The organism is Actinoplanes sp. NPDC051346, assembly GCF_040682215.1.
Classification (GTDB): Bacteria; Actinomycetota; Actinomycetes; order Mycobacteriales; family Micromonosporaceae; genus Actinoplanes.
Genome location: NZ_JBFBAJ010000012.1, coordinates 16,373 through 32,115, shown reverse-complemented (window position 1 = coordinate 32,115; position 15,743 = coordinate 16,373). Strand labels below are relative to the sequence as shown.

The window sequence follows — 15,743 nt, the reverse complement described above, 5'->3', positions numbered from 1 at the left end:
CGCTCAGGCAATGCGCAGCTCGGCGACATAGCACGCGCTGACCGTGCATCCGCGCCGGCGTTTGGCGTCGACCGATGCCGGCCCGTAGCTGATCTGGTGGATCCCGCGGCCTGACGCCTCGCGGATCGGCTGGTAGAAGAGCGTGGAGAAGTACCCGAGCGCGGAGTTCGCGGTAGTGTAGTCCGAGCCGGTCAACATGGCGGTCCATTCCGAACCGTCCTGGATGAACAGGCTGAAGCTGACCGTCCGGTTACCGTCGAGAAGCGCGAAGACGCACAGGTCCTCGTCCCGGACGTGGGCCCGGATCGACTCCAGCATCGCGGCCTCGGCCGCACGGTCCACTGTGCCGCTGTACTTGGCGACAAGCTGACAGCGCAGGTCAAGCAGCTCCGGCTCGCGCGCGGCTAGGGGGCGGCAGACCGGCACGAGTCCCCGCTCGGCCGTCTGGGCGAGCTCGCGTCGTACCTCGATGCGGCGCTTGCTGGGCAACGTGGCCAGGTAACCGTCGAAGTCCGACCACTTGACCGGCAGATCGCACCGGTCGAGGAGGTGCCCCACCCCGAAGCCGGCTTTGCGCAGCGCGACGACCAGATCCTCCGAGCCCGCAGTGAGATATGGCAGGACGATGCTGCGTACCCCCTGGCCGGCGGCCCAGTCGACCAGCGTGGCGACGTACTCGTACAGCACCGCCGGTTCGGCCGCGGCCGAACCGACCGGCAATGTCTGGTAGTACGGGTACATCAACATCAGGCAGGGGAAAGGTGCCCCGGGATCGAGGCCCTGCCATGGATGCGGTCCGTGCGGCAGGAAACCCGCTGCGGCGAGCTCTCCGGAGAGGATCGCGTACGGGTCCCGGCGTGCCACGGCGGGGCGCTCCGGCAGGACGGCACCACCCAACGCTGCGATGCACCCGCCGTCGGCGTCGCGTAGCGCGTACGTGTGGTACGCCCCGGGATACCACGACTGGCCGAAGGTGATCCATCGCGGGCGGACGGCCGCCGGAAGCCCCGTCGTGAGTTCCGGCCAGTCCGGCGGCACTCCGGGGGTGATTTCGAGGACCGTGCTCACTGTGCCGCGTCGTGCGTGTCGGTGACGAACGCCTGCAGCGGCATCGGAGCCATCCCGAACCGGATCTTGAAGGCCGGATTGCGACGGCCGCCTTCGAGCATCGGCACGCCCGCCCGAAAGCCGAGCTTGATGATGGCGGCCATGAGCACGTAGTACGGGCTGAACGGCAGCGCGGGATCACGGTTGTAACCGCCGGCCCAGGCGTGGACCTTCCGGGTCTCCAGGAAGACAACCGCCTTGGCGATTAGGTCGCCACCGAGCGTCACCTCGACGATGCGGGCGCCCTTGCGGGTGTACTGCAGGAACGCGGCTATGCGTTCCGCACTGTAGTAGCCGGCCGACCCCACCCGCGCCATGAGCTCCTCGAAGATGCGCAGCGTCTCCGGGTCCTCGTTCGTGCCGGGCTCCCGGTCGGTGATCTTCACCCCGGCGTCGTCGGCGCGGCGGAGCTGACGCCGGTACTCGCCCCGGTCCTTGGTCTTCAGCGACTGCAGGTACCCCTCCCAATCGCCGGCCGCCGCGAGGTCCATCCAGTATCGGGTGTCCAGGTCGATGCCGGTCAGACCGGCGCCGGCCAGGGCCTGCGCCGACGGCGATCCGGTCGGGACGTTGATGAACCCGAACCGGGCCAGACCGGCGGCGGTGGCGATGTCGCGCATCGCGCTCACGACCGCCTTGGCGACCTCGGGAGTCTTCTCGACTGCGGCCAACTGGGTGTCCGAGGAGTGCCAGACGTGGCTCAGCAAGGCCAGTTCACCGTCGGCCAGGCCGAGCGCACGCAGCGGGTCGCCCTGCACGTAACAAGGGGTCAGCGCGACCAGGCGGTCGTCGGACGCGTACGTTTCCAGGTAGTACACGTCGTGCACGGGCTGAATGGGCTCTCGCTCGTAGGCCCGCAGGAACTCGTGGCCGTAGTAGAACTCGGACACGCCCGCGGCGACCGCCAGGTCCGCAGTCTGGGGGCTGAGATCCTCGACGGTGCGAACCAGCCGGATCGTGTACGAGTCAGTAGATCGCAAAGTACTCACGCTGCTCCCAGTCCGAAACGGTGTGTGTGCTGTCCGCCCCGACCGCGTCCTGCCAGGCGCGGAAGCGCTGCCACTCGCTGGTCTTGAGCTGGTGGAGACATTCGGTGAGCGCATCGCCGAGCACACCGCGCAGAAGTTCGCTCTTGCGGAACAGTTCGAGCGCGTCGCCGAGGGTGGTCGGCAGCGCGGGTGCGTCCGCGCTGTGCGGATCGGTCGCGGCCGCATCCAGCGGCGTCGCGGCGTCGATTCCTGCCAGGCCGGCGCTGATCTGGCTCGCGATGTACAGGTACGGGTTGGCGCACGGCTCACCGATGCGGTTCTCGACGTGGGTCCCGGCGTCGCCGTCACCGCCGAGCACCCGCAGGAGGGAGCCGCGGTTCTCCACCGTCCAGACGACCCGGTCCGGGGACAGCGAGAACTCGTCGCTCAACCGCCGGAATCCGTTGACCGTGGGCACCGCGAGCATGGCCGTCTCGGCGGCGTGGCTCAGCAGGCCGGCGAGGTAATGCTCGCCGAGCTCCGACAGCAGCCGGCCTTCGGCCGCGAAGGCGTTACGACCGCTGGACCGGTAGGCCAGCGACTGGTGCAGATGCCATCCGCTCGGATCGAAGTTGCGCAGGCCCGGCAGTGCCATGAACGAGGCGTGGTATCCGTGCTGGGCGGTGATCTGCTTGGTCACGGTGCGGAAGAGCAGCATAGCGTCCGCCGCGGCCAGGGCCTCCAGCGGATCGAACGTGAACTCGAGCTGACCGGGACCGGACTCGTGTTCCATGGTCCGCAGCGGGAGCCCCAGCGTCGTCAGCGCGGCGGCCAGCGGCTCCAGGATCGGGCCCAGGGCGTGGGTGAACGCATCGAGGTTGAACTGGTACCCGCCGTTGACCGGCGCGACGGCCGGTGCCTCACCCTGCACGCCGAAACCGCCGACCTGCGCGGCGACGTCGCCGGGCAGCACCTTCGTCAGGTACCACTCGACCTCGAGACCCACCACGCCGTCGAGGTCGCGGTGCGCCAGCCTGGCGCAGACCTCGCGCAGCACCGCCCGGCCGGACAACGGGTGCGGCTGGCCGCTGCGCAGGTACTCGTCGCCGATCACCCACCCCACGCGGGCGCCGGCGGTGTGCGGCAACACGCGGAAGGTGCTCGGATCCGGAACGACGATGAAGTCACCGGCGCCGGTCAGCTCGGGGATGCCGAGCCCGCCGCCGGCCGCGAAGAAGTCCACGGCCACGTTGTGCCCGGTGTCGAAGATGAACGGCCCGGGGCTGTAATCCATACCGTTGCGCAGGACCGAGCGGAACGCCGAGACGGTCAGCGTCTTGGAGCGCGCGAGCCCGTGAGGATCGCCGAAAACCACTCGGACCAGGTCGAGCTCCCCGAGACGGCGCTCCAGATCCTCGGCGGCGGCACGCTGCTGGTCGTTCCACACGGCATGGCGGGCGACGAAGTCTCGGCTGCCCGTGCTCAGGCCGGCGAACCGACGGGAGCCGTCGCCAGGGAAGTGCGGCTCGGTCATGTGCTCTCCAGTCGAAGGTAGGAATCCATCCAGGGCAGGGCCGTCTCGAGGAGCCCGGCGGCGTGCAGGACCAGGTCGTCACGATTCCAGACGCCCACCAGTTGGAGGCCGACGGGCAGGCCGGTGCTGCCGTGGCCCACGGGCACCGACACCGCGGGTTGGCCAGTGAGGTTGAACGGATGACACGCGGCCGCCCAGGCCAGCCAGTCAAGCGCCGCAGGGTCGTGCCCCGAGGCGGACGGCGGGCACCAGCGGTCACGGTCGAACGGCGGGACCGCGACCGTGGGCATGGCCAGCAGGTCCCATCGACTCATGCAGGTGTGCATCTGCTGGACGAGGGTGGCGCGTCCCTGTTCCGCGTGCAGCAGGTCCGCCGCGCTCAGCCCCCGTCCATGGCTCACCACCGGCATGCGGTCCGGGTCGGCCAGGTGGTCCTGCTCCGGCGGCTGGCCCGCCGCTTCGACCGCGGCCAGGATCCGGACCAGCGCCGGATACGGATCCTCGAACGGGCTGGCCAGCTCCGTGACCTCATGACCGAGGTCGGCGAGTGCGGCGACCGCCGCGGCGCAGCGTGCCGCCACATCCGGGTGCGACACGGCGCCGCCGGGTTCGGGGATCCACCCGATGCGCAGCACCGCGGGTGGTTCCGCCGCGGTCCGCGCACCGGGGAAGAGACTGTACGGATCGCGCGGATCAGGGCCGGACATCACGTCCGTGAGCAACGCCGCGTCGTGCACGCTGCGTGCCAGCGGGCCCAGGTGGGAGAGTCGCTCGACGCTCAGCGGCACGTACGGCACGCGCCCGAACGTCGGCTTGAAACCCACCACGCCGCACAGGGCCGCCGGGATGCGGATCGATCCGGCCCCGTCGGTTCCGGTGGCGGCCACTCCTAGGCCGGCGGCGACCGCGGCGGCCGCGCCACCGCTCGACCCGCCCGCCGTACGCGTGCGGTCCCACGGGTTCGCGGTGGATTCCGCGATCCGGTTGCGGGTCGACGCGCTCCATCCGCCTTCGGACGTGTTCGTCTTACCGATGACGATTGCTCCGGCCGCGCGCAGCCGTGCCACCGCGGGGGCGTCCTCGTCGGGAATCCAGTCGCGTAGCGCACGAGAACCGCGGGTGGTCCGCAGGCCCCGGGTCGGGGTCAGGTCCTTGACGGACACCGGCACGCCCAACAGGGGGCGAGCCCGCAGCGCCGCCATGCCCTCCGTGCGCAGTTCCCGCTCGGCGCTCTGCGCCTGCGCCATCGCGCCTTCCGCGTCGACGGTCAGGAAGGCGCGCAGCCGGGTGTCGTGCTCGGCGATCGCGTCTAGCACGCCTCGGACGTACTCCGTCGGGCGCAGGTCCCCGGTGGCGTAATGACGGTGCAGCGCGGCGCTGTCGATCCAACGGAGCCGGTCATCCATGGTGGGATCGGTACCAGCCGTTTGTGAAGTCCGCGACGACGGGCGAGCTTTCCACCATCGCCTGATACACCTGCCGCAGCAGCAGACCGGTGGCGATGGCGGACCGCAGGTCGGCGATCGAGAACGCGGGTTCGGCCGTACGCATGAGACGGAGGTCATAGATGCCCGGGAGCTCCCGGCCGTCCACGAGGACTCCGAACGGGACTCGGATGGCGTAGCGCACGCCGAAGTCGACGTGTCCCGTGTGGTGCTGGTCCGACCAGTCCGTCAGGTCGGGCATGGTGGGGGCGAAGAACCAGTCCGAACGCTTGGACGTGAGATCCGACGTCTGCACGCCGAGCATGTGCGGCAGGTAGTGCCAGGTGTTGTAGCGCATCCGCGCGCTGTACGCGCTGAGGCACTTCACGAGGTCTGCGCGCGTGTCGAACTGCTCGGCGAACGCCCGCCGAGGCGTCACGCAGCAGTAGAAGTCGTTGGTCCGCAACGTCAGGGGATCCGGCGCATCCTCGCCGGGTTCGGCGAGCAGCGAGGCGAACGACCGTGGCCCCCGGCTCATCGCCACGTCCGCAGCGAACGACTCCGCCGCGGTGGTGAGGTAGGCGTGCAGAAATTCCTCCAGGGCGCTGGAGAATCCCGCAGGCGCGGGGGCGGTCGCGATCCGGCCGGCCAGGCGCGCGATGGCCGGTCCGCCGGTGATCGGCCCGGACTCCGGCAGGGCGGCGCCCGCGCGTGCTTCCATGAATGCCCGTACGTCGTCGGGCGCGTCGGACAGCGTGAGAGGGTCGCGGAACAGCCGTTCGCGCTTGTGCAGGTTCAGCCCGAGGATCACCCGGTAGGCGACCGTACCGGCGGCCAGCGTCCGCGAACGTCCCTCGGCGCAGGCCGCGGCGAGCCGGTCCAGCCAGGGGCCGAGTGAGAGACCTGAGCGTTCCGGGACGGGTGCGCCGTACGCCGTGAGCCGTTCGCGGAGAAAGCCCTCCAGCCGGTCCGGGACGAGCTGGGTGCCGTTGAACTCCTCCACGCGTACCGGTGGGCCGGAGGCCAGCAACGAGCCCAGGCAGGCGATCAGACAGGCGTCTTCGGGTGACCACTGCGCGACCGGGGTGTTCGCCAGATCGGTGAGTACGCACCCGGTCTGACCGAGATTGAATGACTTTCCGGGAAGATTACTGAGCTTGCCCAGGTTGCTGTAGACGCGATCGCCGACATACAGCAGAACCGGTGCCATGTGCACCGTGGCGGCGGCGATGGCGGCCAGCCGGGCGGTAATGCGGTCCGCGGGCTCGCCGGCGAGCGCATCGCGCAGCCGTGCCCAGTCGGCGTTTGCCTCGGCGATGGCTGTCCGGCGCCGATCGGCGAGCGTCGGGGGTTCGCCGTTGCGCCACGTCAGCGCGCCGATCGCGTGTGCGTCGGACGGGGTGCCGCCGTCGTCCGTGGCGCGCCGGGTGAATCGCACCTGCCCCGTTCCAGTCAGTTCCAAAATGGTGCCCGACCGGGCTTTAGGATCGATTTCGGAGTCGGATCCGAGCAGTTCCCGATAGGTAATCAGATCGGCTGGCGAAAGCGCCATGATGCTGCTCTGCTCGGCCATTCGTTTGTTTAGAGTCAGGCACACCTCGACTGCCGATTCGGCCGTTGCGCATTCGCGCGCCTCGGCGGCCACCGCAGCGACAAGTTGTGCGAAGCCCTCGCGAGCCAATGACGTCACTAACGCCCCCCGTTTGCCTGAAATCCCGTCGTTCGAGGATCGATCCACAGTTTCATTCCGCCAACGACCGAGGCAAAGTACCGGATCTTGACGGTGATCGGCAAGGCGGTTCGGGGCACCCGGGTCCTGGTCGGACATGTTGGAGATCCATGTCGGAGCATGACGTTCACATGTGTGACGGGTTGACAGCCATGATCGTTTCGTGGAACTCTTCAACGGCACGCGTCGATCCAAGTGGACGTAGGGTCGGGCGAACGCGTGGTACGCAACGGGGGAGAAATGCATACGGCTGTGCCGTGGGGTTCGATCCGATCGATGCGGTCGGCCTCGTTAGTGGAATTGACCGCCGTATACCAGCTCGCTGCGACTCTGCCGCCGGCGATGGTGATTGACGTCACGGGCTGGACGGTGCTTCTGATCGCCCGCGACGGCGACATCGAAGATTGCGGATGGATTGCCGAAGCGTCCTCCGCTGCGCGCGAGCTGCGCCACTTCGGAATTGCATTCCGGCTGCTTCTGCCAGGGCATTCCGCCGAGCCGCTGCCAGAGCTGCGCGACGTCGCCGCGGCCGTTGCCGCAGAGGCGGGATCCACCGCCCCGGCCGGGACCTACCTGCTCGGCGGCCCGCTGCACGGGTGGCATCTCCCGCCGTCGGAGCCCGGTCAGCTCGGCGCCGTCGTCGAGCTCGTGCGACGCTACCGTCTCGGCTTGTGGCGCGACCTGATGCTGCCCGCCCCGGCCCTGCAGCAGCGCCACAAGCCCGGTTCGGACTCCACCGGCGTGGTGCAGTTCGAGGTGAACGGCCCGGTCGTCGCGAAGATCGGCCCCCGAGCCGTCATCGAGTCCGAATCCCGGTTCGTCGCCGAGGCGAACGCCCGCATGGCAGCGGCGGGACGACGGACGCTGTTTCCCGAGGTGTACGCGGTCGACATCGACGGCGAGCAGGCCACCAGCCTCATGGAGGCTGCCGTGCCCGTGTCGATCGACCAGCTCTTCGCGGACGAGGCGAAGACGCGGCTGGCCGTCGACGCGACCACCCGGCTGGAGGCCCACCTGGCCAGCCTCGCCGAGTGGTACCGGCTCACCGCGGAGGCGAACCGTCAGCCGACCGTGGCGGACTACCTGTACCGCGGACGCTTCACCAAACTGCGGGAGAACCCCGCGTTCCGGTTCACCTTCGGCGAACGGTTCCCCGGGGCAATCCTGGACGCCGTACTCGACATGCCGGTTGTGCTGCCCGGCGGTGACCGTGTCGACGGGTACTCGGCGGCCACCCGCTGGCTCGACACCACGGCGAAGCGCCTGCTGCCCACGGGGGGCAGCACTGTGCATGGCGACATCTACATGACCAACATGCTGCAGCGCACCGACGGCAGTCCGGTGTTCATCGATCCCCGCACGGTCTGGGACGGCGTGCAGCGGACCGACCCCGGCTTTGGTGATCCGGTCTTTGATCTGGCCACCCTGCTGCACGGCGTGCTGCCGATGGCGGCGATCCTGCACGCGGTGGGCAGCGACCGCAGCGAACAGCTCCTGGATCTGGATGCTGTCGACCTCGGGGCGCCGGAACTAGACCTTTCCTCGCTGACGCTTCCGGTGGGCTTCTCCGAAGAGACGCGAGCGCTGGAACAGCGCCTGCGGATGGTGTCCCCCCTCGCCGAACCCGAACCCGTGGTGCGGGCGCGGCTGTACATCGGCGCGGCGGCCTCCCTCGCCGGCTGGCTGAAGTACGACCGATCGCTGCGTACCCCCGAGTCCTGGTTGGCTACCTACGCCTTCCTTGTCTGGTATCTGTCGCAGGCCAAGGCTGTCTGCGCCGCCCACAACCTGGAGACGACGTGACCGTCATCGACTACGACAACCTGGCCACTGAGTACGCGCGGCACCGCCGTACCTATCCCGGGCTGGTGGAGCACATCGTCGACCGTGCCGGCATCACCGCGGACTCGACCGTTCTCGAAGTGGGCTGCGGCACGGCCAATCACGCGACGTCGCTCGCGTTGAGCACCGGGGCGAACTGCAGTGGCCTGGAGCCCTCTACCGAGATGCTGAAGGTGGCCGCCTCGCAGCCGGCCTCGCTGGACCTGCGCCAGGGCCGGGCAGAGGACCTCGACTACGCCCCGGGGACGTTCGACCTGATCTTCTCAGTCGACATGATCCACTTCGTGGGTGATCCCGCCGAGTACTTCACGCGGGCCTTCGCCGCCCTCAAGCCGGGCGGCTACTTCTGTACGGTGACTGACTCCGAGTGGAACATCCGCCACCGGCTGCCCCTGTCCCGCTTCTTCCCTGCCGCCATCGAGGCAGAGCTGGGCCGGTTCCACCCGGTCGCCGCGCTGAGCGACGCGATGACCGGCGCGGGCTTCGCCGACCTCGACGACGTGACGGTGGAAAGCACCTACGAACTGACCGACGCGAGCCGGTTCGAGGAGAAGGCGTTCTCCTGCCTGCACCTGATCTCGGAGGCCGAATACCAGGAGGGAATCACCGCGCTACGCGCCGCGCTGGCCGAGGGACCGGTTCCCGGCAACCTGCGCAGCTCGGTCCTGTGGGCGCGGAGGCCCCAGTGATCCCTCGCTACTCCCATCCGGAGATGGCGGGGCTCTGGACTGACGAGGCCAAGTACGCCTCGTGGGTCCGGGTCGAGCTGCTGGCCTGCGAGGCCCAGGCCGAACTCGGTGTGCTCTCGCCGGCCGAGCTGGCCGAGATCCGTACGGGCCGGGTGCCGACGCCGCAGCGCGTGGCAGAGCTGGAGAAGGACCGCGACCACGAGATCCTCGCGTTCCTCGCGGCGTACACCGAAACCATCGACGGCCGGGCCGCCCGCTGGGTGCACCACGGTATGACCAGCTACGACCTGGTCGACACAGCGCTCGGGCACACCCTGGCGCAGGCCTGCGACCTGGTCCTCGCGGCCGGGCGGCAGCTCCGCGACGTCCTCGCGCGGCGCGCGCTGGAACACTGGGACACTGTGTGCGTGGCCCGTACACACGGGATTCACGCGGAACCCACCACCTTCGGCCACAAGCTGGCCGTGCACGCGCTCGCCGTGCACCGGACCCTCGAACGACTGGGTGCGGCCCGCACCAAAGTGGCGGTGGGCACGATTTCCGGCGCGGTTGGCACGTACGCGCAGATCGACCCGTTCGTCGAGCGGTACGTCTGCGAACGCCTGGGCCTCGGGTGCGAACCGGTGCCGACCCAGGTCGTCGCGCGTGACCGGCACGCCGACTTGGTCAGCACGCTCGCGTTGTTCGGGGCGGTCGTCGAGCAGGTGGCGTTGGAGCTGCGGCTGCTGCAGCGTACGGAGGTCCGCGAGGTCGAGGAACCCCGTACCGCCGGCTACCAGGGCTCCAGTGCGATGCCGCACAAGCGCAATCCGACCTCCAGCGAGCGGTTGTGCGGCCTGGCCCGGGTGCTGCGGGCCAACGCCTCCGCGGTGCTGGAGAACGTGGCGCTGTGGCACGAGCGCGACCTGGCGCACTCCTCGGTCGAACGGATTGTCTTCCCGGACAGCTTCCAGGCGCTGCACTACCAGCTCCGCAGCGCCACCGAGGTCATCGAGGGCCTGCGGGTGTTCCCCGACCGGATGCGGCGCAACCTCGACGCCACCAACGGGCTGATCTACAGCTCCGTGGTGATGCTCGACCTCGTCGCGGCCGGAACGGACCGTGAGAGCGCCTACCGGACGGTACAGGCGGCCGCGACCGAGACGTGGGAGAGTGAGCGCCCGCTGATCGAGACGTTGCAGGAGCGGGGGATCGCGGTCCAGCCCGAGCAGTTCGACCCACGACGTTTCCTGACCCAGAACAGCCTCCTGCGCGAGCGCCTAGAGGAGATCATCCATGTGGAAGTGTGAAGTCGTCGACGCGTCCGGCCTCGACGTCGACGAGGTGCTGTCGGTCTACCGGGCCTCCGGTCTGGCCGAACGCCGCCCGGTGGACGACACGGAGCGGTTCACCGCGATGGTGCGCGGCGCGAACCTAGTGGTCACTGCGCGCATCGGGGACCGGTTGGTCGGCATCGCCCGCAGCATCACCGACGGGGCGTACGCCACCTACCTGTCGGACATCGCGGTCGACCGGGAATTCCAGCGGCGCGGCATCGGCGTCGACCTGATCCGGGTCACCCAGGAGGCGGCTCCTAGGGCCAAGGTCATCCTGCTCTCGGCCCCCGCAGCCGCCGAGTACTACCCGCACATCGGCTTCACGCAGCACCCATCCGCCTGGGTGCGCGACGCGCTGTCATGACCCGGCCGGTCATCGGCATCAGCACCTATGAGGAGTCGGCCACCTGGCGTGGCTGGCATCGGCGTGCCTCGCTGGTACCGACGGATTTCGTGGCCGGTGTCGCCGAGGTCGGCGCCATCCCGGTGCTCCTGCCCCCGTACGGAGGCGAGGCGGAAGCCAGGCGGGTAGTCGCCGGTGTCGACGGCATCCTGCTCGTGGGCGGCGCCGACATCGCACCGGAGCTGTACGGGAACCCGCGCGAGGAGCACACCGGCCCGCCCGCCCCCGATCGCGACCGGTGGGAGGCGGCGCTGGTGCGCGTGGCCCTCGACGAGAACCTGCCGTTGCTGGGCGTCTGCCGCGGCATGCAGATGCTCAACGTGGTACGCGGAGGCACGCTGCGCCAGCATCTGCCGGCCGTCGTCGGCACCGACGCCCACCAGCCCGCCGCCCCGCAGTTCGCGACCAACGCCCTGCGACTGCACCCGGATGCGCTGCCCGGCTCCGTGCTGGGCGAATCCCACCCGGCCGCCTGCTACCACCACCAGGCGATCGACGCGGTGGGGGACGGACTGGCCGCCACCGGCTGGGCGTCGGACGGAACGATCGAGGCGATCGCCGATCCCGGGCGGCCCTTCGCCGTCGGCGTGCAGTGGCACCCGGAGGTCGAGCCCGACCGCCGGCTCTTCGCCGCGCTCGTGTCGGCGGCCGCCCGCCGCAGCGCCACTCAGCTCGTCCCATGACCGAACTGCCGACACGTCGCGCCCGATGACGAAGGGACCGAGCATGCGAGCCGTGGCAACGCTGCTGCGAGACGCCAGCTTCGCGGAACAGATCGAGTATCGCCGGCGGCGGGCTCGCTCGGCGTACGAGCCGTTCTGCCCGCGGTCGGGCGCCGCCCTGGCCGGAGCCGCGGACCGCGACCGACTGGTCGACCTGCTCCACGACGCGGCGCCTGTGCCCGACGGCTTCGATCCGTCACTGAGCCGGGTGCTCGCCGAGGCCGGGTTGATCGAGGACTCCGCACCCGGGCGGTGGGAGCTGACCGCGTTCCGCGGAGTGATCGCGGCACGGGACCGCGCGGGCGGCGGCCAGGTCTACATCGGCGAGGACTCGCTGCGTTTCGTCGACACGATCCTCGACGCCGCCCCCCGGGGACTCGCCCTCGACGTCGGTGCGGGTTCGGGCATCACCGCCTGCGCCCTGGCGCGCAGCGCGGACCGGGTCATCTCGGTGGACGTGGTGGCCGAGGCGGTCCGGGCCACCACACTGTCCGCCGCGCTCAACGGTGTCACCGACCGGGTGCGGCCCACACTCGGGCGTTTCCAGGAGATCGAGCTGCCGCGCCGGCTCAACTGCATCGCGGCGAACCTGCCCTACGTGCCGGTTCCCGACGGGTTCGCGTACTCGCCGGCGGGCAACGGCGGCCCCGACGGTCTGGCGCTGATCCGGACGCTGCTCGAGCAGGCGCCCGAGATGCTGGATCCGCGCGACGGCACGCTCGTCATGCGTTTCCAGAGCCTGGGCGACGAGAACGATCTGCTGCTGCTCCCCGATCTGCGGCGCTTCGCCACACAGACCGGCTTCGACGTCACGGTCACCGTCGACGGCCGGGTGCCGTACGAGGTCCGTGCCGCCCTCACCGCGCTGCTCGCCGAGGCCCGTAATCCGGATCGCGATCGCGCGCAGTTGCTCCAGGCGACCACCGCACACCTGCGTTCGTTCGGCCTGTCGTCGTTCCTCGCATGTGGCCTGGTGGCGCGCTCGGGCGGCACTGGTGAGGTCAACGTCGTCCACCTTCGCCCGGCATCGGTGCTGGACCGGCATCTCGTGCCGGCGCGCCGCCTGCCGGACGTCCTCGCCGCGCGGAACGAGATCGGCGCCGACTACTGGCGGGCCGCCCGCGACCTGCCGGACGGATTCGGGGAACTCGGCGACGTCCAGCATGTGCGGGCGCCGATCGACCGCATCGACGAGTTCGTCGGCGCCCTCGCCGACGGCTTCACCGTCCGGGCCGCGGCCGACCGGGTCTTCGCCGACCTGGTGGCGGTTGATCCGCTGCGTTCGCGCGCCCTGCTCGTCACCGCGGAACTGCTGGCCGAGCAGCTCCTTCACGCCGGGCTGGTCACGCTTTCCGGTGACCACCAGGCCGCCGGATCGCGCCACCACGGCGAGCACTCGACACGTGCGACGGCCGCGCGATGACCGTTGTTCCTCTCGGGCGCAAGCTGGCCGCCGCGGTTCTGCCGCGTACCCATCGGGGTCGGGTCCTCTCGCTCGGCGCCACCATGGACGCGGTGGCCACGGGCATGTTCCTCGCCGCGGCGACCCTGTACTTTGTGGGGATCGTCGGCATCTCGGTCATCGACGTCGGCATCGTGCTGTCAGTGGCGAACCTGTGCGGGCTGGCCAGCCCGCTCCCGCTGGGCTGGGTGGCCGACCGGGTCGGCGCCCGTACCGTCTATCTGGTCCTGCTGTTCGTGCGGGCGGCGGGCTATCTGGGCTATATCTTCGTCGACGGGTTCGCCGGGTATCTGGTGCTCACCTGCGTCCTGACGGCCGCCAGCCGCGCCTGTACGCCGTTGCTGCAGGTCATCGTCGGCGAGTTCGAGGGCGAGCAGGACCGCACCCAGACGATGGCGTCGCTGCGGTCGGTGAGCAACATCGGCCTGACCGTCGGCTTCCTCATGGCCGGCATCGTGCAGGCGACCGGATCCCGTCTCGCCTTCGCCGGGCTGTTCGTCTTCATCGGCCTGTCCTTCGTCGGCGTGGCGGCGGCCACGGTCCGCGCGGCCCGGATCCGCACACCACCCACGCCCGCCGGTACCCGTACGCAGGCTCCGGGCGTTTCGGAGCAACCGGTGACGCCGGCGCTCGACGACGGTCGCTCCCCGTACCGAGACACGCGGTTCATCGCCTTCACACTGGCGAACGCGGTACTGATGTTGCACGACTCGATCCTGTTCATTCTCGTTCCACTGTGGGTCGTGCAGCGGGCCGGGCTTCCGGCGACGGTCAGCTCCGTGTTGCTGTCCATCAACACGGTCCTCACGGTCATCGTTCAGGTCTATCTCGGACGGTCCCGGCACGGCGTGGCCCGGTCCCGGCGGCTGCTGCGATTCGCCTGTGCGGCGCTCGTGGCCGCCTGCGGGCTGTTCGCCGCGACCGACCACCGCTCCGCCGCCGTGGTCGTCGTCGGCGTCACCGCCGCGGTGGTGCTGCTGACCATCGGTGAGAATCTGCACGCGGTGGCGGGCTGGGAGCTGTCGTACCGGATGTCCACGCCGGCCGCCCGCACCCAGTACCTGTCTTTGTTCAGTCTCAGCACCACCGCACAGATGATCGTCGGCCCGGTGCTCATCACCACGGTGATCCTGCCCGGTGCGAGCGCCGGATGGGTACTGCTGGCCGTGGGCTTCGTGGCCGCCACCGCGCTCGCCGTGCTGACGGTCCGTGGCCTCACCGATCCGCCCGCAGTGCCCCATGTCTCCTCCCGTCGAGTATCCGAGGTGTCCTGATGGCCGAACATGTCATGGTCTTCGGCAGCGGTGGCGACATGCCCGCCCGATTCCGCGCGGCCGGGCCGGAGATCGTCACCACTTTGATGTGCCGCCTCGACCACATCCCGCGTCTGCTCGACCCGACCGGGCACGAGCGCGTCGTGGCCCTGCCCGCGGACGCGTCCGACGCCGAGTGGGTCGACATGGCCCGGGCCGTCCACGCGACTCAGCCGGTCACCAGGATCGCCATGTTCGGCGAACACGACCAGGACCGGGCGGCGGTCGTGGGCGCCGCGCTCGGCCTGGCCACCCACCCGGTCGAGGTAGTGCATCGGGTGCACCACAAGGAGGCCATGCGGCGGCGGCTGCGTGAGACCGGCGTGGAAGAGGTACCGGCCGTACTGGTCACCGACGCCGGCGGGATCCGGGACTTCGGCGCGGCGTGCGGGTTCCCCTGCGTGGTCAAGCCGGTGGGTGGAACGGCCAGTTTCGGTGTCTCGATGGTGTCCGATCCGTCGGGGGCCGACGTGGCGTTTTCCCGTGCCGCGGGTGAGCACGACGGCGTACGCCTGAAGGAGGTGCTGGTCGAGCGGTTCTTCGTCGGTGACCAGTACAGCGTCGAGGGGTTCTCTGAGGGCGGCGAGCACGTGGTTGCCGCCATCACGCGCAAGTACTCGGATCCGCGGACGCTGGTGGAGCTCGGCCACGCCCTGCCGGCGCCGCTGGATGACGCGCAGCGCGGCGAGATCAGCGCGTACGTCGCCCGGGTGCTGGATGCCCTGGGTGTCGAGTTCGGGCCGACACACACCGAGATCGTGCTGACCGCGGACGGTCCCCGCATCATCGAAACGCATCTGCGTGCGGGCGGTGATGACATCTTCGCCATGGTTGCGGACGCGGTCGGCGTCGACCTGCTTGACTTCCAGGTGCGCCAGACCCTCGGCGAGAAGGTGCTTCCCGAGATCAGAGCAGTCCTCGAGGACGCCGAGCGACCGCGGCGCTGTGATGCGATCTGGTTCGCCACCGCACCGGCGGCCGGCGAGCTCGTCGAAATCACCGGGGCGGAGCCGACCGTGGAGTACCCCCATGTCTTGCCGAAGGCGTTGGTCCGGCCCGGCGCGGTGCTGACGGGGCTCGGCAGCTCGTACTCCCGGCTGGCCCAGGCCCGCGCACACGCCACGGATGCCGAGTCGGCTTTGTCGGCGGCCCGCGACGCGGTGGGGCGGATGCGCTTTCTGACCCGCGTGACCGGCGTCCCGCCGCACGATATTTGCTGAGACCGCCCTTCTTT

Annotated in this window: 13 protein-coding genes; 8 read left to right on the top strand and 5 right to left on the bottom strand. The window is 70.0% G+C overall.

All coding sequences use genetic code 11. The features are described from left to right. Nucleotides 1-3 precede the first annotated feature (3 nt). From AB0M36_RS26960 to AB0M36_RS26940, 5 genes are read right to left on the bottom strand one after another with little or no spacing between them, the layout of a single operon-like run. Nucleotides 4-1,068, bottom strand: coding sequence for a GNAT family N-acetyltransferase (locus AB0M36_RS26960; protein WP_364162478.1), 1,065 nt, complete (start codon nt 1,066-1,068; stop codon nt 4-6). Beyond that, nucleotides 1,065-2,087: a GNAT family N-acetyltransferase gene (locus AB0M36_RS26955; protein ID WP_364162475.1), complete on the bottom strand. Its 1,023-nt coding sequence runs from the start codon at nt 2,085-2,087 to the stop codon at nt 1,065-1,067. The genes AB0M36_RS26960 and AB0M36_RS26955 overlap by 4 nt, the downstream gene beginning before the upstream one ends. After that, nucleotides 2,074-3,609, bottom strand: coding sequence for a glutamine synthetase family protein (locus AB0M36_RS26950; RefSeq protein ID WP_364162472.1), 1,536 nt, complete (start codon nt 3,607-3,609; stop codon nt 2,074-2,076). The genes AB0M36_RS26955 and AB0M36_RS26950 overlap by 14 nt, the downstream gene beginning before the upstream one ends. After that, nucleotides 3,606-5,015, bottom strand: coding sequence for an amidase family protein (locus tag AB0M36_RS26945; RefSeq protein WP_364162470.1), 1,410 nt, complete (start codon nt 5,013-5,015; stop codon nt 3,606-3,608). Before AB0M36_RS26945 ends, AB0M36_RS26950 begins: the two co-directional genes overlap by 4 nt. Continuing rightward, nucleotides 5,008-6,957, bottom strand: coding sequence for a hypothetical protein (locus AB0M36_RS26940; RefSeq protein WP_364162467.1), 1,950 nt, complete (start codon nt 6,955-6,957; stop codon nt 5,008-5,010). Before AB0M36_RS26940 ends, AB0M36_RS26945 begins: the two co-directional genes overlap by 8 nt. A 147-nt stretch (nt 6,958-7,104) precedes the next feature. Between AB0M36_RS26940 and AB0M36_RS26935 the strand changes: the two genes are divergently transcribed. The 8 genes from AB0M36_RS26935 to AB0M36_RS26900 are packed head-to-tail and all read left to right on the top strand — an operon-like array spanning nt 7,105 to nt 15,729. Then, nucleotides 7,105-8,565 carry a hypothetical protein gene (locus tag AB0M36_RS26935; RefSeq protein ID WP_364162465.1) on the top strand — a complete coding sequence of 487 codons (1,461 nt, stop codon included), beginning with the start codon at nt 7,105-7,107 and terminating at the stop codon, nt 8,563-8,565. Next, nucleotides 8,562-9,293, top strand: coding sequence for a class I SAM-dependent methyltransferase (locus AB0M36_RS26930; RefSeq protein ID WP_364162463.1), 732 nt, complete (start codon nt 8,562-8,564; stop codon nt 9,291-9,293). Before AB0M36_RS26935 ends, AB0M36_RS26930 begins: the two co-directional genes overlap by 4 nt. Beyond that, nucleotides 9,290-10,582 carry an adenylosuccinate lyase gene (purB, locus tag AB0M36_RS26925; RefSeq protein WP_364162461.1) on the top strand — a complete coding sequence of 431 codons (1,293 nt, stop codon included), beginning with the start codon at nt 9,290-9,292 and terminating at the stop codon, nt 10,580-10,582. The genes AB0M36_RS26930 and purB overlap by 4 nt, the downstream gene beginning before the upstream one ends. Beyond that, the gene (locus AB0M36_RS26920; protein ID WP_364162459.1) at nt 10,569-10,973 is read left to right on the top strand and encodes a GNAT family N-acetyltransferase; all 405 of its coding nucleotides are present in this window, start codon (nt 10,569-10,571) and stop codon (nt 10,971-10,973) included. The genes purB and AB0M36_RS26920 overlap by 14 nt, the downstream gene beginning before the upstream one ends. Then, nucleotides 10,970-11,695, top strand: coding sequence for a gamma-glutamyl-gamma-aminobutyrate hydrolase family protein (locus AB0M36_RS26915; protein WP_364162457.1), 726 nt, complete (start codon nt 10,970-10,972; stop codon nt 11,693-11,695). Before AB0M36_RS26920 ends, AB0M36_RS26915 begins: the two co-directional genes overlap by 4 nt. Before the next feature lie 43 nt (nt 11,696-11,738). Further along, nucleotides 11,739-13,157, top strand: a complete 1,419-nt coding sequence (locus AB0M36_RS26910; RefSeq protein WP_364162454.1) for a 50S ribosomal protein L11 methyltransferase — start codon at nt 11,739-11,741, stop codon at nt 13,155-13,157. Beyond that, a complete protein-coding gene (locus tag AB0M36_RS26905; RefSeq protein WP_364162451.1) occupies nt 13,154-14,470 on the top strand; it encodes an MFS transporter in 1,317 nt (438 codons plus the stop codon). Before AB0M36_RS26910 ends, AB0M36_RS26905 begins: the two co-directional genes overlap by 4 nt. Next, nucleotides 14,470-15,729, top strand: a complete 1,260-nt coding sequence (locus tag AB0M36_RS26900; RefSeq protein ID WP_364162448.1) for an ATP-grasp domain-containing protein — start codon at nt 14,470-14,472, stop codon at nt 15,727-15,729. Before AB0M36_RS26905 ends, AB0M36_RS26900 begins: the two co-directional genes overlap by 1 nt. Nucleotides 15,730-15,743: the final 14 nt, after the last annotated feature.